At 68.0% G+C, this 21,374-nt stretch carries 24 protein-coding genes; 12 read left to right on the top strand and 12 right to left on the bottom strand.

Annotation, left to right across the window (positions count from 1 at the left end):
- Window positions 1–299, bottom strand: a 299-nt coding sequence (locus tag ON33_RS31905; RefSeq protein ID WP_040862859.1) for a hypothetical protein, incomplete at its 3' end; no start/stop codon positions are given.
- Between the two features lie 154 nt (window positions 300–453).
- A complete protein-coding gene (locus tag ON33_RS31900; RefSeq protein ID WP_063711107.1) occupies window positions 454–681 on the bottom strand; it encodes a hypothetical protein in 228 nt (75 codons plus the stop codon).
- A gap of 131 nt (window positions 682–812) precedes the next feature.
- Between ON33_RS31900 and ON33_RS31895 the strand changes: the two genes are divergently transcribed.
- Window positions 813–1,637, top strand: a complete 825-nt coding sequence (locus ON33_RS31895) for a ParA family protein (RefSeq protein ID WP_245550941.1) — start codon at window positions 813–815, stop codon at window positions 1,635–1,637.
- On the top strand, window positions 1,634–1,966 hold the full coding sequence (locus tag ON33_RS31890; protein ID WP_040862857.1) for a hypothetical protein: 333 nt from the start codon (window positions 1,634–1,636) through the stop codon (window positions 1,964–1,966). The genes ON33_RS31895 and ON33_RS31890 overlap by 4 nt, the downstream gene beginning before the upstream one ends.
- Window positions 1,967–2,061: 95 nt before the next feature.
- On the opposite strand, the gene ON33_RS40685 is transcribed toward ON33_RS31890, so the two are convergent.
- The 4 genes from ON33_RS40685 to ON33_RS38775 form a co-directional block, all read right to left on the bottom strand.
- Window positions 2,062–3,183 carry a hypothetical protein gene (locus ON33_RS40685; protein ID WP_040862856.1) on the bottom strand — a complete coding sequence of 374 codons (1,122 nt, stop codon included), beginning with the start codon at window positions 3,181–3,183 and terminating at the stop codon, window positions 2,062–2,064.
- A gap of 637 nt (window positions 3,184–3,820) precedes the next feature.
- Window positions 3,821–4,267, bottom strand: a complete 447-nt coding sequence (locus tag ON33_RS31880) for a hypothetical protein (protein ID WP_245550918.1) — start codon at window positions 4,265–4,267, stop codon at window positions 3,821–3,823.
- A 237-nt stretch (window positions 4,268–4,504) separates the two neighbouring features.
- Complete coding sequence (locus ON33_RS31875; protein WP_040862854.1) at window positions 4,505–4,747, bottom strand: hypothetical protein; 243 nt, start codon at window positions 4,745–4,747, stop codon at window positions 4,505–4,507.
- A gap of 22 nt (window positions 4,748–4,769) precedes the next feature.
- Window positions 4,770–5,603 (bottom strand): GntR family transcriptional regulator, encoded by an 834-nt coding sequence (locus ON33_RS38775; protein WP_169336860.1) that lies wholly within the window; start codon window positions 5,601–5,603, stop codon window positions 4,770–4,772.
- A 114-nt stretch (window positions 5,604–5,717) separates the two neighbouring features.
- Here ON33_RS38775 and ON33_RS31865 point away from each other — a divergent pair, with 114 nt between their 5' ends.
- The 10 genes from ON33_RS31865 to ON33_RS38765 are packed head-to-tail and all read left to right on the top strand — an operon-like array spanning window position 5,718 to window position 16,242.
- Window positions 5,718–6,083, top strand: coding sequence for a hypothetical protein (locus tag ON33_RS31865; RefSeq protein ID WP_040862853.1), 366 nt, complete (start codon window positions 5,718–5,720; stop codon window positions 6,081–6,083).
- The gene (locus ON33_RS31860) at window positions 6,083–6,319 is read left to right on the top strand and encodes a hypothetical protein (protein ID WP_040862852.1); all 237 of its coding nucleotides are present in this window, start codon (window positions 6,083–6,085) and stop codon (window positions 6,317–6,319) included. Before ON33_RS31865 ends, ON33_RS31860 begins: the two co-directional genes overlap by 1 nt.
- 56 nt (window positions 6,320–6,375) lie before the next feature.
- Window positions 6,376–6,849 (top strand): WhiB family transcriptional regulator, encoded by a 474-nt coding sequence (locus ON33_RS42925; RefSeq protein WP_218001542.1) that lies wholly within the window; start codon window positions 6,376–6,378, stop codon window positions 6,847–6,849.
- The gene (locus ON33_RS31850; RefSeq protein ID WP_040862850.1) at window positions 6,849–7,094 is read left to right on the top strand and encodes a hypothetical protein; all 246 of its coding nucleotides are present in this window, start codon (window positions 6,849–6,851) and stop codon (window positions 7,092–7,094) included. Before ON33_RS42925 ends, ON33_RS31850 begins: the two co-directional genes overlap by 1 nt.
- Window positions 7,091–7,948 carry a DUF5131 family protein gene (locus ON33_RS31845; RefSeq protein ID WP_040862849.1) on the top strand — a complete coding sequence of 286 codons (858 nt, stop codon included), beginning with the start codon at window positions 7,091–7,093 and terminating at the stop codon, window positions 7,946–7,948. The genes ON33_RS31850 and ON33_RS31845 overlap by 4 nt, the downstream gene beginning before the upstream one ends.
- Window positions 7,933–9,861: a type IV secretory system conjugative DNA transfer family protein gene (locus ON33_RS31840; RefSeq protein ID WP_245550916.1), complete on the top strand. Its 1,929-nt coding sequence runs from the start codon at window positions 7,933–7,935 to the stop codon at window positions 9,859–9,861. The genes ON33_RS31845 and ON33_RS31840 overlap by 16 nt, the downstream gene beginning before the upstream one ends.
- Window positions 9,858–10,580: a DUF4913 domain-containing protein gene (locus ON33_RS38770; protein WP_051153215.1), complete on the top strand. Its 723-nt coding sequence runs from the start codon at window positions 9,858–9,860 to the stop codon at window positions 10,578–10,580. The genes ON33_RS31840 and ON33_RS38770 overlap by 4 nt, the downstream gene beginning before the upstream one ends.
- Window positions 10,577–13,498: a toprim domain-containing protein gene (locus ON33_RS31830; RefSeq protein ID WP_040862848.1), complete on the top strand. Its 2,922-nt coding sequence runs from the start codon at window positions 10,577–10,579 to the stop codon at window positions 13,496–13,498. The genes ON33_RS38770 and ON33_RS31830 overlap by 4 nt, the downstream gene beginning before the upstream one ends.
- Window positions 13,499–13,540: 42 nt before the next feature.
- The gene (locus ON33_RS31825; RefSeq protein ID WP_040862847.1) at window positions 13,541–13,867 is read left to right on the top strand and encodes a hypothetical protein; all 327 of its coding nucleotides are present in this window, start codon (window positions 13,541–13,543) and stop codon (window positions 13,865–13,867) included.
- A 2-nt stretch (window positions 13,868–13,869) separates the two neighbouring features.
- Complete coding sequence (locus tag ON33_RS38765; RefSeq protein WP_051153213.1) at window positions 13,870–16,242, top strand: hypothetical protein; 2,373 nt, start codon at window positions 13,870–13,872, stop codon at window positions 16,240–16,242.
- Window positions 16,243–16,320: 78 nt separating this feature from the next.
- On the opposite strand, the gene ON33_RS31815 is transcribed toward ON33_RS38765, so the two are convergent.
- The 6 genes from ON33_RS31815 to ON33_RS31795 all read right to left on the bottom strand — a co-directional run bounded on the left by ON33_RS31815 (window position 16,321) and on the right by ON33_RS31795 (window position 20,479).
- Window positions 16,321–16,593: a hypothetical protein gene (locus tag ON33_RS31815; RefSeq protein WP_157184834.1), complete on the bottom strand. Its 273-nt coding sequence runs from the start codon at window positions 16,591–16,593 to the stop codon at window positions 16,321–16,323.
- Between the two features lie 89 nt (window positions 16,594–16,682).
- Window positions 16,683–16,916: a hypothetical protein gene (locus tag ON33_RS41875; RefSeq protein WP_157184833.1), complete on the bottom strand. Its 234-nt coding sequence runs from the start codon at window positions 16,914–16,916 to the stop codon at window positions 16,683–16,685.
- Between the two features lie 475 nt (window positions 16,917–17,391).
- Window positions 17,392–17,922, bottom strand: a complete 531-nt coding sequence (locus ON33_RS31810) for a hypothetical protein (RefSeq protein ID WP_040862845.1) — start codon at window positions 17,920–17,922, stop codon at window positions 17,392–17,394.
- Window positions 17,923–17,968: 46 nt separating this feature from the next.
- Window positions 17,969–18,814, bottom strand: coding sequence for an RNA polymerase sigma factor (locus tag ON33_RS31805; protein ID WP_157184832.1), 846 nt, complete (start codon window positions 18,812–18,814; stop codon window positions 17,969–17,971).
- A 178-nt stretch (window positions 18,815–18,992) separates the two neighbouring features.
- Complete coding sequence (locus ON33_RS31800; RefSeq protein ID WP_040862843.1) at window positions 18,993–19,922, bottom strand: hypothetical protein; 930 nt, start codon at window positions 19,920–19,922, stop codon at window positions 18,993–18,995.
- Window positions 19,919–20,479, bottom strand: coding sequence for an RNA polymerase sigma factor (locus ON33_RS31795; RefSeq protein WP_051153211.1), 561 nt, complete (start codon window positions 20,477–20,479; stop codon window positions 19,919–19,921). Before ON33_RS31795 ends, ON33_RS31800 begins: the two co-directional genes overlap by 4 nt.
- Between the last annotated feature and the right edge of the window lie 895 nt (window positions 20,480–21,374).

The raw sequence follows: 21,374 nt of genomic DNA, 5'->3' as shown, positions 1-21,374 counted from the left end.
AGGGCTTTCAGTTCCTCGGGGGTGAGCTTGGGCAGATCGGACGTGTCGGTGACGCTGCGCTCCGGGCTCACGCTCACAGGCTCCTTCATGTGGTCGTACAAGGTGGACTTGGGGACCTTGTGCCCGTACGCGGCCAGCCATTCCCGCACCTGCACCGCCCGGGCGTCCGGGCCGAGCTGGGCGCGGGCGTAGCGGACCATCGCGCCCGGACTCAGCGCGGCGGACAACTCGGCGCGGTGGATATCGAAATCGGGAGGCGGCTCCGTGCGGGCCTGGGCCTCGGTCTTGTCGATGGTCACGGTCTCTCGCCTTCCTTCACCATTTGTCGATGCACTCGGCCGCGCACTCGCCGCCGGGTCCAGATCTCGCCATACCTGCTCTCCAGGCCATCGGGGCGCGGGTTGCCCAGCTGCGCGTGGAGACTGCGCTCGGTGTCAGCAATCTGTTCGGACATCAGTTGTCCCCTCCCCTGGTGCCGCATTCGGAGGCCGGCGGGACACCCGCCGCGTCGAGGTAGGCGTTGACGGCGTCGTCCACGGTGTCGTTGATGACGTAGCCGTTGCGGCGGATCCATTCCAGCCGAACGAGCGTCTCGGGGCGCAGCTGTGTGGAGAAGGGTCGCTTGCCGTGGGGTCTGCGAGCAGGAAGTACCACGTCAGGCGGGGTTGCGGGGCGAGTCATAGCATAATTCTACCAGCATGTATAGCTACATGCTGGGCTGTATGCATGCTAGCTAGCATGCATAGCATGCATACGTAGCTAGGTGTGTTTCGCATGCTAAGGATGCTTGCTAGTGGTGTTAGGTTCGCTTCGTGAGCATCGACAGCGAGCGGAGCCAGCCTCGGCGGCTGGTGATTGCGAATCAGAAGGGCGGCGTGGGGAAGACCGCGACCGTCCTCGGTCTGGCCAGCGCGATCAAACACGCCGGCGGGCGAGTGCTGATCATCGACATGGACCCCCAGGGCAACGCCACAGGGGGAGTCGGCGTCGAGGTCGAGACCGAGCAGAAGACGGTCGCGGACCTGTTCGACCGCGGCGTCAAGACCGGCGACCTGGTCGACGTAGTCGTGGCCTCGGAATGGGACGGTGTCGACATCGCCCCCGCCGACGTCGAGCTGGGCACGGTCGCGGAGTCCGGAAACTCCGATGTGGTGTGGCGCCTGGATATGGCGTTCGAGGGCGTGGACCTGTCCGCCTACGACGTCGTGCTGTTCGACTGCCCGCCGACACTCGGCACGCTGCTGTTCGCGCCGCTGACCGTCGCCGATGAGGTCCTCATCGTCACCGAGGCCAGCCGCGACAGCCTCAAGGGCGTCGGCGAGCTCGAGCGCACTATCCAGCGGGTGCAACGCCGGCCGAACCCGCGCCTGAAGATCGGCGCGATCGTCATCTCCAAGTTCAAGGCCCGCGGCGAGCACCTGAGCCGTGAGCCCGAGCTGCGCGAGGCCTACGGCACCCTCGGCGAGAACGGCGGCCTGGTCGCCCGCACGAAGATCCAGGACCTCGGAGCCCGCGAGGACGCCCACTCCGAATCCAGGCCCATGCACGAATTTCGGGGCGGCAAGGCCCTCTCGCTGCAGGTCGCCTACACCGATCTCGCGCGCGAGCTCGGACTCCCGGCAGGGGTGCCCGCATGAACGCCGTGAACCGCAAGCCCGCGATCCAGCGCCACCACCCCGCCGACGACATCCCCGAGAAGCCCGCACCGGCCGCACCCGCACAGGAGCCGGACCCAGCGCGGCCCGCGCTGACTGTGCAGGCCCCGTCGATGGCGGTGCCTGCACCGGCGACTCCGCTCCAGGAGCGCCTCATCGAGCAGCACAACGTCCGGATCCGGCCGTCCACGAAGGAACGCCTGGGCCGCGCGGTCGACAAGCTGCGCTACGAGACCGGAGACCGGTCGATCTCCATCGCCTCCATCACCGACCAAGCACTGCGTGAATACCTCGACCGCAACGGCTGCTAACGCCCTGAGCTGCACAAACACGGCTAGCTAGGTCTGCTAGCGCGCCTAGCTAGCACGCAGTGGTATCCCTACTCGCGTGCTCACACGCGGGGAGCTCAGGTCGCCGACGAACCGTCGCGGGTCTGCTGGGCGAGCTGGCGGCGGGCGTACTCGGCCGCGCGGGCCCGGTCGGCGGCCCGGCTGGCGGCGCCCGCGCCGATCGCTCGGCTGTACCGCATGGCCTCACGCCGACCGGGAGAGTCCGGCCCCGCTGCCGCCATCGCCGCGGCCCGGGCTTCCTCGCGCTGGCGGGCCCGGTGCTGGCGTTCGGCCTGCTCGATCTCGGCTTCGCGGGCTCGGTCCAGTGCCGCCGGCGGTGCGTCGACCGGGGTGTGGCCGAGCAGCCAGGCCAGGTACCGGTAGGGGTTGTCGGGCCGGTCGAAGATGCGTTTGCCCGCGATGGTCACGTCGTTGAGCGCCAGGTACACGTCGTCGACGGCCCATCCGGCCAGCGCTCGCTTGGTCACCACGGCCGCCAGGCCCTGGGTGGGCATCCGTCGTGCCCAGGACGGGAATCGCGCGTCGGCTTTGATCCTGGAGGCCAGCAGTAGGGCCTCGGGATCGTAGGCGCGGGTCGATTTCTTGCGCAGCCCCTTCTTGTCGGTGCCGCGCGGAGCGCGTCTTTTCCTCACGTTCTTGGTGGAAGAGACCACCGTCTCTCGTAACAGAAAAAGGGAACCGCCACTTCGTGGCAGAGGGGTGACAAAGTCCTGTTGGAGAAGGGTTTCGATGACCTGGTTATCCACAAGGTGTGAGTAAGCGGGCGACTCGATCAGCGCTGCGACGGCCGTCCAGCCGCGGTACCGGTCTTCGCGCTCCCAGCCCTCCAGGCGTTCGGTCTTGGTGCGGTGTCGGCCCCGAAAGACGACCTGGCGCAGGTCCATGAGCCTGCCCAGCTCGCGGCAGCGTTTCACGGTTCGGGGGCTGCGTTCCATGACTTTGGCCAGGTGGCGCACCGAGGGGCGGCATCCGCGGCCGTCGATGATGTTGGCGCACTGGGACTCTGCGATCAGCCAGGCCAGGAATGTGGAGCGCTTCACGCTGGGCGCGCGCAGTGTGGCGCGCAGCTCGCGGTAGAGCTCGTCGTAGAGCGCCAGGCCGACAGCGACCCATCGCCGGCGTGACCACCAGCACGACGGGACGTCCTTGTAGGCGTCCTCGGGCAACTCGAGCCGCAACGGCGGTAGGACGAACAGCGCAGCTACCGGCGTCAGGCCACAGCGACGGCGCCTGGCAGGGGAGGAGGTGCAACCTCGTCCAGATACACGAGAGGGCAGCCCGGCCGAGGGATTCCCTGAATCGTGACCGGCTACACCGGCGACGATCCTTTGTTGAGGACGTACGGCCTTGCTACCCTGAGAACCGCTTAGCAAGCGTGGTCCTATCAGGGTCCTGAAGAGCCCCCAGTTGGCGCTGGGGGCCTTCGCAATTTTGGGGTCAGTTTCCGCGCGTCATCAGCACGCAGCTAGCAACTCAGGCTGACATCGGAAGCGATTCTTGGTTCGGGTCACGAACTCCGGGATATTCGGGCAGGCCCAGCTCGCGCCTCAGCGCAATCTCCAGCAGTGCTCGCTTACTCAGTCCTCGCGCACTGACGGCCGCATCTAAGGCGTCGATGACTTCGTGCGAGAGGTTCGTGCCGACAGGTTTCGTGGCGGGGAGCTTCTCTCTAGCCATGACAGCAAGTACTAGTACCTCTCAGCCCGTGACAGTGGGAGGCGCGCCGGGTAGTTCGTGAGCAATTGCGGAAGGATCGCGTCGAGTGCGCATGTGGCAGGAGCAGTTTCGATCGCTGCCGCCACATGCGGGCCGTCATCATGGAAGATCTGATCGCGCTTCGATGAGCGCACCCAACTCGCCGGAGTCCCAAACTCCTTGGACACCAGGAAGTTTGGAGAGGTACTCGAATATCTGACTCTCAGTCCAGCGGTGTGACTCGCGCAGACCTCCGGCCAGCATGCCGAGGTATCGCGCCGAGGGTTTCCGCAGCTCGACGGTCGCGGTGTCCCAGGGCGAGGTGAAGGTCAGGATCGGGAATCCGTCGAGATCGTCGACATGAACGAGAGTTTCGTACCGGCCAGGTCCGAACTGGACCCGCCCTTCATGGAGCACCTGATCGATATCGAAATCGGGTGCCTCGCCGGGGATCCGGTACATCTCCTGAGTGAGCAGATCACTGAACTGCTGCCGGGTCAGCAGGTAGCCGCGAGCCGCCGCACCGCGCGGCCAGCCATCGTGCGACCGGTCGGCGTAGAAGGCCACTCCGCCTGTCCAGACGGGACTTTGCCACGCGAAATAGATAGTCCCGGGCAGAGTGAGGGGTGCGGTCTTCAGCGGCGGTGTTCGGTCCCGAAATCCTTGGTAGGTGTGGTTCGTCCCGGGTGGTGTGCCTCCCTCGAGGTAGTACGCCAGCCGCGCGGCGTGGAGGTTGGATCCGTAGGCGGCGTACCAAACGTGTTCCAAGGGAATGCCTTCCGTCGTCGGTCTGGGGGCGGCGGGTTAGTTGGTGGTGGGGGCGGCGGGCCGGTCGCTGTTTCCGCTGATCCGGCGGTAGTACATGCCGCCGGCCTGACGAAGTCCGCGGGCCTCGTTCTCCAGGGCCCGGGCAGCCTGTGTGAAGGCTGCAGCCCAGCCTTCTGGGAGATCCGGGGCGTCTTTCATGCTGGAGACGAAGTTGGCGGCGGACTGCCAGATGGCTGCCTCGCCGGTCGGGTCGTACCGGTCATTGCTGTTGGCGCTCATGGGATTTCTCCTTCTCCTCGGGTCAGGCAGGTGAGCCTGAGCCCCCGTTGTGAGGTCCGGTGCCGGGCACGCGCAGGTCGTAGTGGAGCCGCAGCGCGTCGCCGGAGAAGACGCTGATCAGGACACGGACGCGACGGCCGCTGGCGTCGATGCCGGTGCGGGCATGCTGTCCGACAGGCGAGCCTGGCTGTTGGTCGAGTAGGGCGGCCTCTTCGGGGGTGGGCATGCGGATAGTGATCTCGTCGGAAAACAGGACCTGCTGGAAGCCGAGAGCCCGGTAGATACCGCCCGAATAGACCACGTTGTCGGCGGCGCGCAGGGGTGCGACGCCGTCGATTTCCATGTTGGCGATGTCCAGCGGTGTCCAGGTGTCGGCGACCATGGCCAACTGCTCGGGGTGGTTGGCCTTGTGCACGTACCGCAGGCGACGCCGGCGCAGTAGACGGGTGCCGGGACGGCATTGGAGGTAGCGGGCCACGTCGGCGGGGGCCTCCAGCTCTTCGACACTGGCGACGACCTGACGCGTCTCCCACCCGTCGGCGTGCGCGTCAGCTTCCCACTGGTCGATGCGATTCAGCGGGTCGTCGGTGTAGGCGCCGAGCTCGAACTTCGTCAGTCTCCAGGTGATCGGGTCCTTGCTGCGAACCTGACGGCCGATGCCCGCCACTGCGGAGGTGACAAGCCCTTCGAGCTCCAGCTGGCGCACAGCCTTGTTGACGGTCGGGCGGCTGAATCCGAACTGCTCAGCCAGCTTCTCCTCGGTCGGGATTTGATCACCAGGGCGCAGCTTTTCGCTGGTGATCAGCTCGCGCAGGTGGTCGTGGACTACCTGCCAGCGCGGTCGTGGACTCGTCATGATCTCCATCATCTCCGTAAGTACAGACAACACAAGTATTGCGCTTCGGCGGACTTTGTAATTACAGTCATTACCAAGCTCACAGATAGTACATGAGCAAGGCAGGGGATTGGAATGACTGTTCAAACCGAAATCAGCAGTTCAGAGGCCGTATTTCGGCCGATTCAGCTGTCCGATGCGCGGCCCGAAGGTTCCGCGCTGGATCTGACCGCCGATCGTGTGGCTGCGTTGACTGCCCAGGTGCAGCAGCTGCATGTCGAGTTGCACTGGGCCCAGCTGGCTCTCGATGACCTCTCCGAGGACGCCTCGCCGATCAATGAGCCGGAGATGGAGCGGCTGACCCAGTGGGCGATGTCGGAGCGGCTGCACACCCCCCGCGCCCGGCACGCCACCGCCTCGACCAGCCAGGGCCGGGTCCTGTGGCGGCTGGCTCACCCGCTGCGTCCCCGGCGCACCGGTGTCGCGCTGGGGGTGGCGTGATGGCTCGCCGGATCGATGTCCATGTCCCGGTCGTGCTGGCGGTGCCCGCGGTCAGCGCGGTGCTGTGGGGCTTCTTCGCTGTGGTCGTGCTCGCTGCCGTGCTGGCGGCCGGCGTGAGCTGCGCCCACTTCAGCGACGGCAACTCGCCGGTCTCGCCCACCTTGGGCCCGTGTGAGCCGTTCTGCGCGCTCCGTTCGGACGCCGCGCCCATCCCGACCGACGGTGCGCAGCGATGACCCGCGCCCGGACTCCCGAAACCTCTTCTTCCACTTCTGCTTTGAAGGAGCCCGCCATGACGCGGCCCACGTTCGTTCCCGACTCTTCCCACCCGGCTGTGTGGCCCGCGGCGGCCTGCCGGACCGCCGATCCGGACGTGTTCTTTCCCGAGCACAAGGCCGATACCCGTCCTGCTCAGCTGGTGTGCGCGGCGTGCCCGATGCTGGCCGCCTGCGCGCAGTGGGCGCTGACCACCCCGATCTACGAGGGCGTGGTCGCGTCGGTGCTGATGCCGCCGGAATACAGCGACGACGCCGACCGCGCCGAGGCCCGCGCCCTGCTGGCCGAGATCGCTGCCGGTGGTGAACCGGTGGTGGCCGAGGCCCAGGTCCCGGCCTACCGCGATCGGCAGTTCCAGGCCCTGGTGCACCGGTTGCGGGTCGAGGACGGACTGACCTGGGCGCAGGTCATGGAGCACGTGTCGGTCAGCGAGGACACCGCCCGCCGGGCCCTGGCCGCCTACACCACCACCGTTCTGGAGGTGGCGTGATGTCGACGTTCGTCACTTCCCAGACCCGGGCTCTGCGTGTGAGCGCGGTCGAGTACCGCCAGTTCGACGAGAGCCCCGCGATGGTGCTGGTCCACTTCGCTGAGAAGGACGGCCACGGGCTCGCTCCCGAGGTCACGTTGTTCCTGGAGCCCGAGACCGCCGGGCAACTGCTGGCCGGTGTGGCCGTCGCGCTGGGCGAGCACGCGATCGCGTGCCGCGCCGCTGGGGCGGAGGTGCTGGCGTGACCGGCATCGAGTGGACCGAGGTCACCTGGAACCCGGTGACCGGCTGCGACCGCATCAGCGCGGGCTGCGACGACTGCTACGCGCTGGCGATGGCCCGCCGCCTCAAGGCGATGGGCGCGGCCAAGTACCAGAACGACGGCGACCCGCGCACCTCCGGGCCCGGGTTCGGTGTGACCGAACACCCTGCGGCGCTGGCGATCCCGCGTAAGTGGCGGACCGCGCGGCTGGTGTTCGTGAACTCGATGTCGGACCTGTTCCACGCGAAGGTGTCGGAGGACTTCGTGCGGTCGGTGTTCGAGGTCATGGCCGACACCCCGCAGCACACCTACCAGGTCCTCACCAAGCGCCCCGAACGCGCGCGGCGCCTGGCCGAGCGCGGCCTTGTGTTCCCGCCGAACGTGTGGCTGGGGACCTCGGTCGAGAACGGCGCGGTCACCCACCGCATCGACTCGCTGCTGAAAGTCCCTGCCGCGCTGAGGTTCCTGTCGTGCGAGCCGCTGCTGGGCCCGCTGGATCTGGACCGGTTCCTGTTCCCGACCGGCTGCACGGGCGGGTGCGGGTGCCGGCGTCGCGATGACGGCGACCGGTTCGAGTGCGCCTGCGATGGCGAGTGCACCGAATGGTCACCGCGTCCTGCCTTGGACTGGGTGATCGTCGGGGGCGAGTCCGGGCCGTCTCCGCGCCCGATGCACGCCGATTGGGTGCGTGACCTGCGCGACGAGTGCGTCGACGCGGGTGTGCCGTTCTTTTTCAAGCAGTGGGGTGGCCGCACCCCGAAGGCCGCCGGGCGCCTGCTCGACGGCCAGACCTGGGACCAAATGCCCCGAGGAGGTGCGGCGTGGACCGCAGCGTGAAAGCCCCTGGCCAGGAGATGGATCCGGAGACCCGGCAGATGTACGCCATGGCCGGGCTCGCGGTCGGTGTCCCGACGCTGGTGGAGGTCGCCGGGTTGTCGGTGTGGCTGGCGCCGGTGTTCGGCGGCCCGAAACAGGATGTGCCGCTGCGTAATCCGGTCGGTCTGGGCTGGCATTTGTTCGCCGAGCAGTCGTTGCAGTGGCCGGTCGAGGCGTGGGCAGGTTTGGGCACGGTGGTGCTTGCGACCGCGGCCGGGGTGACCGCTACCGCGTGCGGGGTGCGGTGGGCGTGTGAGCGGTGCGCGGAGCTGCGGGAACGTGGGCGTGAGCGCCGCGCCGGGCGCGCTGGTGCCCGCCAGGACCGTGCCCGTGCCGCCGCGCAGAAGAAGCACGCGGTCGACGCGCAGGCCAAGTATCTGGCGCGCGGGCAGGAGCTCGATGGGCTTTCTGCGCGGGCGATGACTGCGAAGGCGGCCGAGTTGAAGGTGCGGATGCCCGAAGCCGGTGGCGCGCCGGGTGTTTCGATCGGTGAGCCGGTCGGCGGGCGGGGCATGCTCTATGCCTCCTACGAGGACTTGCATGTCGATATCTGGGGTCCGCGTGCGGGTAAGTCGACGTCGCGGGTGATTCCGGCGGTGATGGAAGCTATCGGGCCGGTGCTGACTACCAGCAACAAGCGTGATGTCGTCGATGCCACCCGCGACCATCGGGATGGGCTGGGCACGGTGAAGGTGTTCGACCCGCAGCAGGTCGCCAACGAGGTGTGCACCTGGTTCTGGGATCCGCTGGCCTGGGTGATGGGCGACGACGGCGGCCCCGGCGCTCAGGAGCGGGCCATCGAGCTGGCCGGGCACTTCGCCGCTGGCGGCGACGCCGACAAGCGGGATGCGTTCTTCGACCCGGAGGGTGAGGGGCTGCTGGCGGGCCTGATCCTGGCGGCGGCGGTGGCCGAGCGGCCGATCACGCAGGTCTTCGAGTGGATCACCACGCCGCGCGATCTCGAGCCGCCCAAGCTCGTGAAGGCGGCCGGGTTCGAGATGGTCGCCAAGCAGCTGGCCGACCAGTACAACGCCCCGGACCGGCAGAGGGCGGGCATCTTCTCCACCGCCAAGAAGATGGCGGCCTGCCTGGCGCTGGCCTCGATCACCGAGTGGGTCACCCCCGACCAGGACCGTGAGGGCTTCGACGTGGAGGCGTTCGTGCGCTCCACCGACACCTTGTATCTGCTTTCGGCGGACAAGAAGTCGAATGCGGGCCCGCTGGTGACCGCGTTCGCGGCCGCGGTCGCCGACGCCGGCACCCGTGAGGGTGAGCGCTGCGGTGGCCGGTTGCCGGTGCCGTTGCTGCTGGTCCTCGACGAGGCCGCCAACATCGTGAAGTGGGCCGAGTTGCCCAAGCAGTACAGCCATTTCGGGTCGCGCGGCATGGTCGTGATGACCGTGCTGCAGTCCTGGGCCCAGGGTGTGCGCTGCTGGGGCCCGGAAGGCATGCAGGCGCTGTGGGGTGCGGCCAACATTCGCGTGCTGGGGTCGGGCCTGTCCGACACCGGGTTCCTGCGTGATGTCGCCGAGCTGGTCGGCAACCACTACGAGCTGGTGAGTTCGACCTCGACCACCAAGGGTGTCACGTCCCGCTCTACTTCCCGGGTCACCGAGCCGACGCTGACGGTGTCGGACCTGGCCAGGCTGCCGCGCGGGCGGGCCCTGCTGCTCGCGTCCGGGTACGGGCCCGCGCTGATCGCCACCGTGCCGTGGCAGCAGCGGCCCTACGCCCAGGCCGTGCGGGATTCCCAGCGCGCCCACGATCCCGCGTTCTTCGACCCCACCATCGCCGACCCGCCCATGCCTGCGGGCGGGCGTGCGGTGCTGCGGGTCGTGCCGACCGAACCCGACGAGCAGGAGAAGTCCGCATGAGCGACACCACCAACCCCCAGCCCACCCCCGCCACCAGTGCTTCGACGCCGGTGGAGCAGGTCACGGCCCTGACTGACGAGCTGCGCCCGAAACTGGCGCGCAAAGCCCGCACGGCGGTCAACGACCAGCTCAAGGACCTAGCCAAGGAGATGGCCCAGGCCGCGCTGGAGCCGCTGCTGACCCCCGAGGTCCGCGAGCAGCTCCAAGCCGTCGCCGACGAGGAGGCCGCCAAGCAGCTGGCCACCGAGCTGGCCGGGGCCGAGGAGCCCCGTGAGCTGGTCTTCAAGACGGTCAAGGCGTTCGTCGACGGCTACGTCACGGTCCTCTACCGCCGTGACAGCGGCGAGTTCAACGAATCGCGTGTCGCGTGGTGCCCGCAGTGGTGGAAGCACGGGGAAGCCTTCGCGCGTATGGACGCGGCGTGGTCGGCGTTCGAGCACCTGCGCTTGGACGGCACCACCGGGATGAGCGTGTTCTGGAACCAGCACCTGGACCCGGCCATGGCGGTCCTGCTCGATCCCGAAGGCCCGTTCAGGTACTGCTCACCCTCGCGCGGGCACAGCGAAGAGCTGCAGCCCCTCGACAGCCCTGACGCGCCGCCCTCGGCGTTCGTCAACTACGAGATCACCGGATTCGGGACCTTCACCGAGACCGCCACCGGCATCCTGACCCCCGCGGCCTCGGCCCCGGCCAGACCGCCCGCGCTGGAGTTCCCGTGACCACCAAGGCCACCGGAACCGCCAGCTCCACCCCGTCGTTCGACCGTCTCACCGCCGCGCTGGAGCTGGCGGTGGGACCGGGCCGGGGCAGCGGGGAGTGGGTCAAGTACTGCTGCCCGGTTCACGAGGCCGACGGGCGCCGCCACAATCCGTCGCTGATCGTCAAGCACCTCAGCGACGCCGGCCGCACGAAGGTGTCGTGCCGGGCGGGCTGTGCAGACGAGGCCGTGCTCGCCGCGCTCGGGTTGCAGGTGCGTGACCTCTTCGACACCCCGATCACCCGCGCCACCGGCAAGACTGCGCGTCCGGCACGACCTGCGCGGCGCCCGGTCACGGCCGCCGACCGCGCGATCGCGGCGGCCGGGCTGCCGCTGGTGAAGACGAAAACAGATCGTGGGCAGCGGGTTTCGAGGTGGCAGCAGACCGCCACCTACGACTACACCCACGCCGATGGAGTGGTCGCCGGGCAGATCGTCCGCTCCGAGGCCCGGTTCGAGCGCGGCCGGGACAAGAAGTTCCACCAGCTGCACTGGAATCCGGCACGTGGGGACTTCGAGCCGGGCGGGTTCGACCCGATCCCGTTCCGGCTGCCCCAGGTCCTCGACGCTGTGGCCGCCGGCCGCTGGATCTATGTGTGCGAGGGCGAGAAGGACGTCCTGACCGCCGAGAACGCCGGGCTGGTCGCGACCACCAACGCCGGCGGGGCGATGTCGTGGACGACCGAGCATGCCCGCTGGCTCGACGGCGCGGTCGGTGTGGTCATCGTCGCTGACCGCGACGCCCCCGGATTCCGTCGCGCCGAGAAGGTCGCCGCCAGCCTGGCGGGCCTGGTCGCACAGGTGCGGGTGGTGACCGCCCGCGACGGCAAGGACCTCACCGACCACTTCAACGCCGGGCACGGCCTCGACGAACTCGACCCCGTCCCGTATCTGGATCCGCTCCTCTCCTCGACGCCCGCTGCGGGTGCCGAGTCCGTTTCCGCATCGCCTGGAGGTACCCCCATGTCCAGCCTCGCCTACGGCAGCTCCGAGCACGCCCCGGCCGACCACGCCCCCGATATCGACACCGCGCACTCCCAGCTGGCGGTACTGGTGCGGCTGCTGCTGCAGCAGATGCTCGAATTCGCGCGCCGCCGCGCCGAGGTCCGCCGCCGCGAAGAAGAAGAGGCCCGCCGCCGCAGCGAAGAAGAGCAGCGCGAGGTCGCCGAGCGGCACAAGCTCGAACGCAACGCCGCCGAGGCACGGCTGAATCGGTTGCGCGAGCGCGGATTCGACCACGCCGACCGCCACGAGCTCGCCCGCGCGGTCGCCGACGCCGCGGAATGGTCACAAGACTCCGAGGTCGCCAACAAGACGTTGAGCGAGCTGCGCGCCCACATCCACGACCGCTACGGGGTGGTCATCGACCCGGACACGCTGGCCGCCGACGAGGACACCACGCGCACGCAGTCACCGGCGTTCCTGGCCACGATGGCCAAGGCCGAGCTCGACCAGGCCGACGATCTGCGCCTGCGCCGCGCCCACGAACGGATGGTCGAGATCGTCGCCGCCGACACCGGCCTCGACGAATCCGCCAAACAGGCCCTCTACGCCGAGATCAGCAAGTGGCGCACCAACCCGACCCCGCACACCCTCGACACCCTGAACAAGGCCATGACCGCCAAAGGCCTCGGCGAAGCCACCCGCGCCAAGGTGCGCTTCGTCGCCGACTACATCGGCGTCCCCCGCGAGGCCGGCGCCCCCGGTGAGCCGGGCGCGCCCCGGCCCGGCTCACCCACGGTGGACATGCGCCGGATGCGGGTCCCGCTCGTCGATCCGGGCGAGGAGGTCAAGGCCCGCCTGGACCGGCTCATCGACTCCTACCGGGTCAAGCTCATGCACGGCCGCGACGTGGCCGAGCTGCGCACCCAGCTCGCCGACGCGGCCGCCCTGCTCACCGCCGAGGACCGGGAACAAGCGCGCGCGTTGCTGCGCAAGGTCGCCGCGAACCCCGCCCAGGTCCACAAGCCGCTGTGGCCCGATCACGTCGACCGGACCGCGGTCACCGACTCGGTGCGCATGTACGCGGCGATGAAACCGATCATCGACGCCCAGGCCGCCGAAGCGAAAACCCCCGACAGCGTGGGGGATCAGAAGATGCGCGAACGCGCACAGGCGCACCGCGAGGTCATCGAGCGCGCGATCCGTGCCGGGAAGGGCCTGCATCCGCTCGAACGTGACCAGCTGGAGCTGACGCTGCGCGATATCGACGCCGGTCACGTCAAGCTGCCGGAAATGGTGTTCGCCGATGAGCGCACCGCCGCCGCCATCGACCGCGACCGCTGCAGCGAGATCGCCCACCAGACAGCGCAATACCACCGCCACCAGCTCGGCCAGATCCTGACCACCGCCTCGGTGCCCAAAGACGCCGCCACCCGCGCCCACAACGAGATCGCGGCACTGTTCGAAGGCCAGGCCCAGCTCGCGGCCGGGCAGGGAAACCTGCCCGACTACGAACACCACGGCCACGAATCCCGCGCACTGGCCGCGCTGGCCAGCGCCGGTGTGCCCGAACCGGTCCGCAACCAGGTCCGCCACCACCTCGACGAGGCGGCCGGGCAGTCCGCGACCGCGGGCAAGCAGGCCAACCGCATCGCCGAGACCTGGCGCCAGCGCACCGCCGCCGTCGCCGCCGCACGCGCCGAAGCCACCCCGGACTGGGACAACCCCGCACGGCGCCGGGCCCTGGCCGCAGACCTGCAGAAAGCGGACCTGACCCCCGATGAGGTCCGCCAGCGCATGGCCGCCGACGCCGGCCGCGGCACCCCGCCCTCCGCCGCCGTCAACGGCACCCCCGGCCGCGCCGCCCGCCAGACCAACCCGGGCGCGGGTGTGCAGCACACCCACCACCGAGGCCAGCAGCGCGGCTACGGCAAGTAACCCCGATTTCCCCTCCCACCCAACCCATTTCAGGAGGAAACCATGTCCGAGAACACTATCCGCACCACGGACGTCACTGCCGCGCTGTCGCCGGTCGATCTGCTCGCCGACGACATCCTGGCCAACCCCGAGATCGCCGGCCTCTACCTCGATCCGGCCGCGGTCATCGTGGAACTGGCCGCGCGCGCCCGCCACCTGCGGACCCGCCTGGGTGTGGTCACCAGCGACTGGCACACCGCCGGAGAGCAGCTCACCGCGGTGCGCGCCGAGTGCCGCAACCTGGCCGTCGACAACGAGCGGCTCACCGACGCCGCCCTGTGGTACGCCGCCAAGCTCGGCATCACCGGCCGCCCGGCGCTCAAGGCGTAGCGGTGACCAGCATCGACGAGGCTCCAGACGACTCCCGCCAGGAGTACGACTGGGGCCTCGCCCCGCCTCATCTGCAGACCCGCCGTCAACTCCGCGCGGCCGGTCTGGGTCCCAACCGCCAGAACGTGGCCGCGCTCATGGTCCGAAAGAGCAAGGGCCGCCGCCTGATTGCGCACCTGTTCGACGTGCGCAAAGCCGCCCCGAAACGGGTCCCCACGCCCGCCCAGCTCGACGCGATCCGCAAAGCCACCGTCGAGCACCAGGCCCGCGCCGCCGAACGGCACGGCATCACCCGCGCCGAACTCACCGAATCCACCGCCCCCGCTCCCGGCTGGGAGCACACCCCCCAGGAAGGAAACACCATGTCCGACAACAAGGCCGCCCGCGGCCCGGCCGCCGACTCGGCCCTCGACATCCACCGGCGCGCCGGCGAGCTGGAGACGGCGTTCGAGGAGGCCCGCGAGGTCGGCAGCGAGGACGAGGCGATACGTGCCGAACACGCCTTCGAAGCGCATCTGCGCGAATACCGCAGCGAGCTGTCCACCGACCCGTACTGGAACGGGCACTTGGCCGACCTCGACCGCGCCGACAACCAGGCCGTCACCCCGCACGGCCACAATCAGCGCATCGCGTTCCTGCTGGCCACCGTCGCCGCCAACCAGGCCCGAGTCGACGACGCGGCCCTGGCCCAGGCCGTCGATAACGCCCGCACCGAAGGACCCGAGGCGGTCGAGGCGTTGCGGGCCCGCTCCAGCGAGGACCAGACCGCTGCCGAGGCGCGCATGCAGTCGATCCCCTGGCACAACCTCACCGCCACAGTGAAAGTGTTCTCCGACGCGCTGCTGTGGGCAGGCAACAGCGAGATCGCCCAGCAGGCACTGTCCGAGCTGACCGGCCGCTACGCCTCCCAGTGGGGTGTGGTCGTCGACCCCGAAACCTTCAGTGTCCGTGTCGATCCCGACTTCGACGCCTGGCCCGCTCAAGACCGCGCCGACGCGGAACGGCTGTGGCAGCGGGAATCGGCAGTGCTCGACTTCGTGACCGGCATGGGGTTACGGGCCGCGGCGAAAGGTCAGGTCGCCGAAGCGATCACGGCCTGGCGCGACCAGATCGACCCCGGCGCCCCGCTCGCGCACCTGAACAGCGAGAACGACAGGCGGGCCGCGCTGGCCGCCGCCCTGGCGACCTCGACGGTGTCCGGAAACGACCGGGCCAGTGTCGAGTTCGCCGTCGACTACCTGCGCGGCAAGACCCGCGCGGCGGATCTGCTGGCCTCGCCGGTGTTCGTCGACCCCGGCGAAGAGGCCCGCGGCCGCATCCCCCGAGTCCTGGAAGTGTTCCGCGACAACCCCAACGCCGCGCGGTTCGTGGGCGAGGAGATCGCGGTCATGACCGCCGCCGACCAGGCCACGGTGCGCGAGGTCGGCAAGAAGATCGCCCGCGGCGAGCAAGTCGAGCTCGACATCTGGCCCGGCTACACCGACCGGTACGCGATCCGCGAACAGATCATCGACTACGCCGCCGACACCGCCGAACTGCGCGCCGAGGCCGACTACCTGGCCGAGGGCGGGATGACCGCCGAGGAACACGACCGGTTCGGTGTGGTCTTCGCGCGCGGCAACAGCACGCTCTCCGACGAGGTCCACAAGCGGATCGCGCGCATGGCCGACAGCGCTGATGAACTGCGCTCGACGATCAGTGCAGGCAAGGGCCTGGCCGCGATCGAACGGGCGCAGCTGTCGGAAACCCTCGCCGACATCGACGCCGGCCGCATCGCTGACCGTGAGAACCTGCCCGAGTTGCTGTTCGCTGATGAGCGGTCCAAGGCTGACGCCGAGGCCATGCGGATCAGCGCGACCGCGTCGGTTCTGTCCTCGGCCGCGCGCGAGGATCTCGCCGAGCTGATCCAGGGTGCCGGTGTCCGGGTTGATCACCGCAATGACCGACTGCGGTACGCGGTGACCTCGATCTCCGACAGCATCTACACCGTGGCCTGCGGCTCCCGCTCCGGTGACCTGCCCGCCGACCGCAAGACCTACATGGACCGGCGCGACCGGCTGGCCCAGGCCCTCGCGCAGGAGAAGGTCCACCCCGAGATCCAGAAAGACATCCGGGCCCTCGTCGACGGGCGCGCACGCCAAGCCGGGGAGATCGGTCGGGCCGCCGCCGCCCGCACCGACCAGTGGACAGCGAAGATCGACCGTGTCGTCGCGACCCGCGACGACCAGATCGCCCAACGCCGAGCCGCCAACGCCGGACGAAGCACCAGCCCTGGCCGGGCCTGCACGACCCGCCCCGACCCCAGCGCCGCCCAGGAGCACCCACGGGCCCGCACCGCCACCTACCGGAAGAACTCCCACGAGATCGGCCGATAACCTTCGATAACACTCAAATGAGGCAGCCCCGGCGGGCCGAATCCGCCGGGGCTGCCTCATATTCAAGACCGGAAGTGGTCAGCGAGCGAACACCAGCACCACCACGAAGAACAAAAACAAGGCCACCGGCAGCCCGAACAGCAGCAAAAACGGCAGCATCCAACGGAAGAGGCTGGTCGTGCCGGGCAGCGGCGCCTCGATGACACCATCGGCCTTCAACTTGCGCAGATGATCACGGACTTCACGGTCAGCGGCCGTGAACGATCCCAGCCGCGTCGGCTCGCGCGGACACACCGAGGTGTAGTGCCACGGATCCAGGCACGTCGAGTTCGTGCAGGTGTAGCGGATCACCACAACCTCCCCTCTGCGGCGGCAACGAACCCCAGCATGGCACCACCGGACGACAAGGTACCCAGGAAACGAATACGGACCGGGGGTTCTCACCCATAGTGGGGGTCGCTGCCGAACAGCGGAAGTTGCCGTGAGGTAGAGGGTCCACCGAGTTTGCGCAGGCATCGGGCGCAAGTGACCTCCGCCCGCGTCGGTACCAGCACGGTCGGAGACCAGCCCGCGACACCGGTGCGGCACAACAGTTCCGGGACTTCCTCGCCCTCGACCCATTGGCCGAGGCTGACCGCGTGCACGGTGCGCCCGGCCCGGGGGTCGAGGAACATCTTTGAGAAATCCGGCGCTTAGCGGTTACCGCACATAGTCGGCACTTATCTGCGGTAGCACGGTGCGTGACCTGGGGATATGCGGTCGGCGCAGGCATTCGACTCGGTGAATTATCTGCGGTAGCGACGTAACCGCCGGATCTCGCGCGGTTGCACCGCTACCCCCTACTACAGGGCCATCGCCGCCCGCGAAAAATAGGCCCAGGTGCACGACGGTGAACTCCCTCAGGAGTTCACCGTCGTGCACCTATTCGGCCTGCGGCGCGGCTGCCGTAGGGTTTGAATGTGCGGTACTCGGTGGGACATGCGGCAATACGAGATGTCCTGCGGCAGTTCGCCGCCGCCGCGGTGGGGTTTGGTCTGGGCGCAGCAGTCGGGGCTTTCGTGGCCGGAAGGGGCAGCGCGGGTGCGTACACAGCAGCCGTGGCAGGCGCCTTCCTGATGATTGCCATCGAGCAGACGCTGCGGTCGGCGGCTAGCTCGGCAGCACAGGAGTGCCGTCCCCTGCGCTCTCGGAAGAGTCCGCACCGCCAGTGATTTCGGCCGGGCCTGACGGCCGGCGCTGTTCCAGCCATTTCCGACCCCTCCGGACCAGTGCCGACACCGACATGACGCCGAGCATCCCCACGAAGCTGTAGGACGGCGGAATACCTCCGTACGCAGATGCCAGATAGATCCCGCCGATCACAGCGCCGAACAGCGTTGCATTGAGGCGAAAGTCGGCCGAGACCCTCAGGTAGCGGTCGGTCGACTCGTCGCTCGACAGGATGTCGGCACGTCCGCGGTCGATGACATCCTTCCAAGACTTCGGTTCGGTTTCCGACCGGGGGCCATAGGCCTGATCAGGTGCCGACTTTGCCGAAGCTGGGCGGGAACGGGCCGGCCGGACCTCGCCGTTTCCACGGCGGGGCCCTGAACGTTCGGAGCGCGCGGTCATGATGCCGTCCGCGCGGGGTGCATGTCGTCGTGCCACGACGAAGACCATGACAACCCGGTTCTCCACCACCGGATTTCATGATGCCGCAGTGCCGAATCCGCACGCAGAAGGTGGATCACGCAGACACCTTCTTGCGGCGAACCGGGGCGGCACCGAGGTTCTTCCAAGTGCGCTGACGCAGCCGATACATGCGCCCTTCCAAGGCCTTTTCGGAAATTCCCAGGTCTTCGGCGATATCGGCCCGGGGCCGGTCTGCCAGGATGCCCAGGCAGATGAACCGCTCCTCGAGCGTCGCCGCCTTCAGTATCTGGTGCAGCCGGAACCGGTCCGAGACCACGGTGTAGGGGTCTGGCCGGTGATCGGCACCGAAGACCTCGGCCTCGATACCCGCAAGGTCATCACGGATCTGACGTACCCGCGCCTGATGCCAGCTCTTATAGGCGTCGCGGAACTTGATCGCGCACGCGGTGACGAAGTACGTGCCGAGCCGCGCGGACCGCTGCGGATCCCACCGGCCCTTACGGAGCCGCTCGACCACGAACGGCACGGCGAGGGCCAGGGTGTCGAGGACGAGCTCTTCGCGATGCTCGGCACTGTTGTGCAGAGTGGCGTAGTCGTCGGGGCTGACCGACATCGCGGGCAACGCCGTGTGAACGCGAAGAATCGACAGGTCACGCACCATGGCACGCAAGACCCGCCAGCCGTAGCGCCACAGCTGGTGTTCGAGCGACACCCGCAGCTGACCCTTGAACCCAGCAGCCGCCACGGCCGCCACCAGCTCGGCGTCGTTGGCGAACCCCAGCGCCGGCCCGAAAGTGACCGGTTCGTCCCTTGTATGCATAGAAATCTCCAAGTTACGATCCCGCATGCGCGAGAAGCCTTCCCCGGACCGCCAATCGGCTCCTGCTCCGGAGTTATTCGCCAGCGTTGTACGGGACCATCTGGCGATCACCCCACGCACTTTTTGAAAGATCTTTTGGGCACGGGATTTGCCGTGCCCTAGCTGCGGATTCGAGCAAGAAGGGACGTTGCCGAACGTACGAAGGCAGGTCCGTTCGGGTTACAGACGACGTTGCGGCCCCGGAATCCTGTGGCAAAAGCTCCGGGGCCGAACGCCAACCAGAGACGGGTTCGGCCTCTCAGCCGACAGCGGCCCGCTGGCGGCTTTCGTCTCCACCGATTTCGTAGATGCCGTCGCTGATCTCGATAGAGCTCTGTTCGATGCGGTCCCGCCACTCCAGCGATGGCCACAGGGTGGTGAGTGACCAGCGCACGCCGACCAAATGCATCCCATCAAGATCTGCCTGGCTCAGGTCTGCGCCGATGAAGTCGTTCAAGAAACGCTGCAAAGCCCGAACTCGCGAGGTGGCCTGGCGGCAGGCCTCCGCGAAGCCGCGCACCTGGATACGGCAATCGATGACGTCGAACGCCTGCACCAGCGGAGCCCTGGCGTCCTCCAGGTACTTCTCTGCCCGGTCGATGTGTTCGTACAGCTCACTTATGACGTCGCTGAGGTCACCGAGATCGCTCAGGATCGCCCACTGGACTCGGGAATAGATGGAGTTCTCGTCCGGGATGGTGCCGTCGCACCGGTAGGTGAGCCCACGCAGATGGCTCGCCGAGGCCTCGGTGCTGCTCAGCTCATGTCGGACAAGGACGTACCCGTCCTGTTCCATGAAAGATGCGTCGAGGCTGCTGATCTTCTCGCCACTGTGGTCGATGTTTCCGGCGACGGCGAGCACTTCACCGCCGACGAGTGGGCTGAACGCCTCCCGAAGTGCTAGCCGCTGCAGTGGCGAGATTGATCGGAGAGCCTTGTCGAGGTCGCTGCTCGTCGCGCCGCGAGCTGGGGCCAGGATGGGGTCCGGGATCGGCAGGAGGGCTGCAAGTCCGGCTTCGACGTCAACGACCTTGTCGAGATCGGCAATCAGCTTTGCGTTTTCGACAGGGATCAGCACTTCCTGCAGACCCGCCTCGACGTCGATGACCTCATCGAGGGCCTTGATCATGCTGGCGCAGTGCTCGGCTAGCCAGCGGTCCATGTCCTGGTCTTGTCCGAATGTGGTCATTGGTCCTCGTTCCCGGCTGCCAGGTGTATCGCGATGTTGCGGCGAGCCTTCTTGAGGTTGGCGCGGACGGCGGTGGCCGCGATCTGCAGAGTGTCTGCGATTTCGGATGGTGTGTACTCCTGCAACGTCCACGCCATTACCTGGCGTTGACGGGGCGGGAGCTTGGCCAAGGCCGCCATGACATCCTGTCGTTGTTCCCAGGCATCGAGGTCGGCGTCGCTATAGAGCAGCGCTGGCCGTTCGGAAACCTCAGCGACGGGGTCCTCGTCGACGCTCGCGAACCGGCGCACGAGGGCACGGCCGGCGACCAGACGCGTCCAGGCCTTCGGGTTCCGTATGTCGGCCCAGCAGGTCATGGCCTTCGTCATCGTCTCCTGGGCGACTTCGGACGCATCAGCCAGGCTGGCGCCCTGCCACATCAGGAATCCGATGAGCGGCTTGATGAATTCGCGGTAGAACTCCTTGAACTCATCGAGATCGGTGCTTCCGCTGTCAGGGCGGGGTCGCGCGGTTGTCGGATGGGTCTCGCCGGTCAGGTGGTCAGGGTCGTCGATCATGAACGCTCCGCGGTCGGTCCGGTGGTCAGCTGAGTACGTCGACCGTCACCGTGCGGGTCGTCGACTTGGCTGGCCTGGGGTAGCCCGGGCGACAGCGCGACCACGTATCGGAGGTGCAGCCACTGTCTTTCAGTGCGCCACCGTAGGCGTAGCCAACGGCCCGCGACCCCCACAACGTGGATCATCAGGACCGTCATCAGCACTCCGGCGCTCGGGCTCATCGGTGTCGTTCTTCCCATCTCGGATTGACCTGTCATGAGCTAAGAGCCTTGGAACAGCCCCCGCGTGAACTTGAGACCCGAAATTCGATTGACGCTGCGGCGCCGACCGGGATTCGAGCTGCCCTGCACCCCGTTCGGAAAACGATCGGTTCCCAACACCACGGCACACGAACATGAATCGGCAGGATCGTGATTCGGGTGCCGTGTCGAAAAGCGTGTTGCGAAGTCGGGGTCTGGTTACACGGGGACAGCGGGTCGGCTTGGCTGCGGGCAGGCTTACGACGAGGTTGTCGTCGAGACTGATCCGGAAGTCCGCCGGGCCGGCGGCGCTGGTGGTGTCGGCGATGGCCTCGGTGGTGGACAGGCGGTAGCAGGCGCCGTTGAGCTTGTAGGTCATCGAGATGTTGGTCGCCGACGTCGTCGACATGGTGGGGGGTCTGTCCCTGGATCGTGGAGTTTCCCCGGACCACGTCGGGTCTCTCGGCGGCTGGTATTCGACGAGGCTGTACCAGCGGCCCCCGCTCGGTAGCACTGGTTTGTCGGTGCCAGGCGGCCGCGGTGAAGAACGTCCGGCGAGTACCCGCCTCCGTTGGATCGGCCGTGGCATGCGTGGGTCAGGAGTGCTTCACCAGCTCGGCCCAGCTTCGCGTCGGGTCGCGGCGCTTCATCTAATC

Origin of the sequence: Nocardia niigatensis NBRC 100131 (assembly GCF_000308655.1) — a bacterium.
Classification (GTDB): domain Bacteria; phylum Actinomycetota; class Actinomycetes; order Mycobacteriales; family Mycobacteriaceae; genus Nocardia; species Nocardia niigatensis.
This window is presented reverse-complemented; position numbering and strand designations above follow the sequence as displayed.

Coding starts and splice junctions, on each gene's coding strand:
- ON33_RS31890 (WP_040862857.1), top strand. CDS start 1,634: ATGAACGCCGTGAACCGCAAGCCCGCGATCCAGCGCCACCACCCCGCC.
- ON33_RS38775 (WP_169336860.1), bottom strand. CDS start 5,603: ATGACGAGTCCACGACCGCGCTGGCAGGTAGTCCACGACCACCTGCGC.
- ON33_RS31795 (WP_051153211.1), bottom strand. CDS start 20,479: ATGATCGACGACCCTGACCACCTGACCGGCGAGACCCATCCGACAACC.
- ON33_RS31825 (WP_040862847.1), top strand. CDS start 13,541: ATGTCCGAGAACACTATCCGCACCACGGACGTCACTGCCGCGCTGTCG.
- ON33_RS31900 (WP_063711107.1), bottom strand. CDS start 681: ATGACTCGCCCCGCAACCCCGCCTGACGTGGTACTTCCTGCTCGCAGA.
- ON33_RS31850 (WP_040862850.1), top strand. CDS start 6,849: ATGTCGACGTTCGTCACTTCCCAGACCCGGGCTCTGCGTGTGAGCGCG.
- ON33_RS31860 (WP_040862852.1), top strand. CDS start 6,083: ATGGCTCGCCGGATCGATGTCCATGTCCCGGTCGTGCTGGCGGTGCCC.
- ON33_RS38770 (WP_051153215.1), top strand. CDS start 9,858: ATGAGCGACACCACCAACCCCCAGCCCACCCCCGCCACCAGTGCTTCG.
- ON33_RS31875 (WP_040862854.1), bottom strand. CDS start 4,747: ATGAGCGCCAACAGCAATGACCGGTACGACCCGACCGGCGAGGCAGCC.
- ON33_RS31865 (WP_040862853.1), top strand. CDS start 5,718: ATGACTGTTCAAACCGAAATCAGCAGTTCAGAGGCCGTATTTCGGCCG.
- ON33_RS42925 (WP_218001542.1), top strand. CDS start 6,376: ATGACGCGGCCCACGTTCGTTCCCGACTCTTCCCACCCGGCTGTGTGG.
- ON33_RS31800 (WP_040862843.1), bottom strand. CDS start 19,922: ATGACCACATTCGGACAAGACCAGGACATGGACCGCTGGCTAGCCGAG.
- ON33_RS41875 (WP_157184833.1), bottom strand. CDS start 16,916: ATGTTCCTCGACCCCCGGGCCGGGCGCACCGTGCACGCGGTCAGCCTC.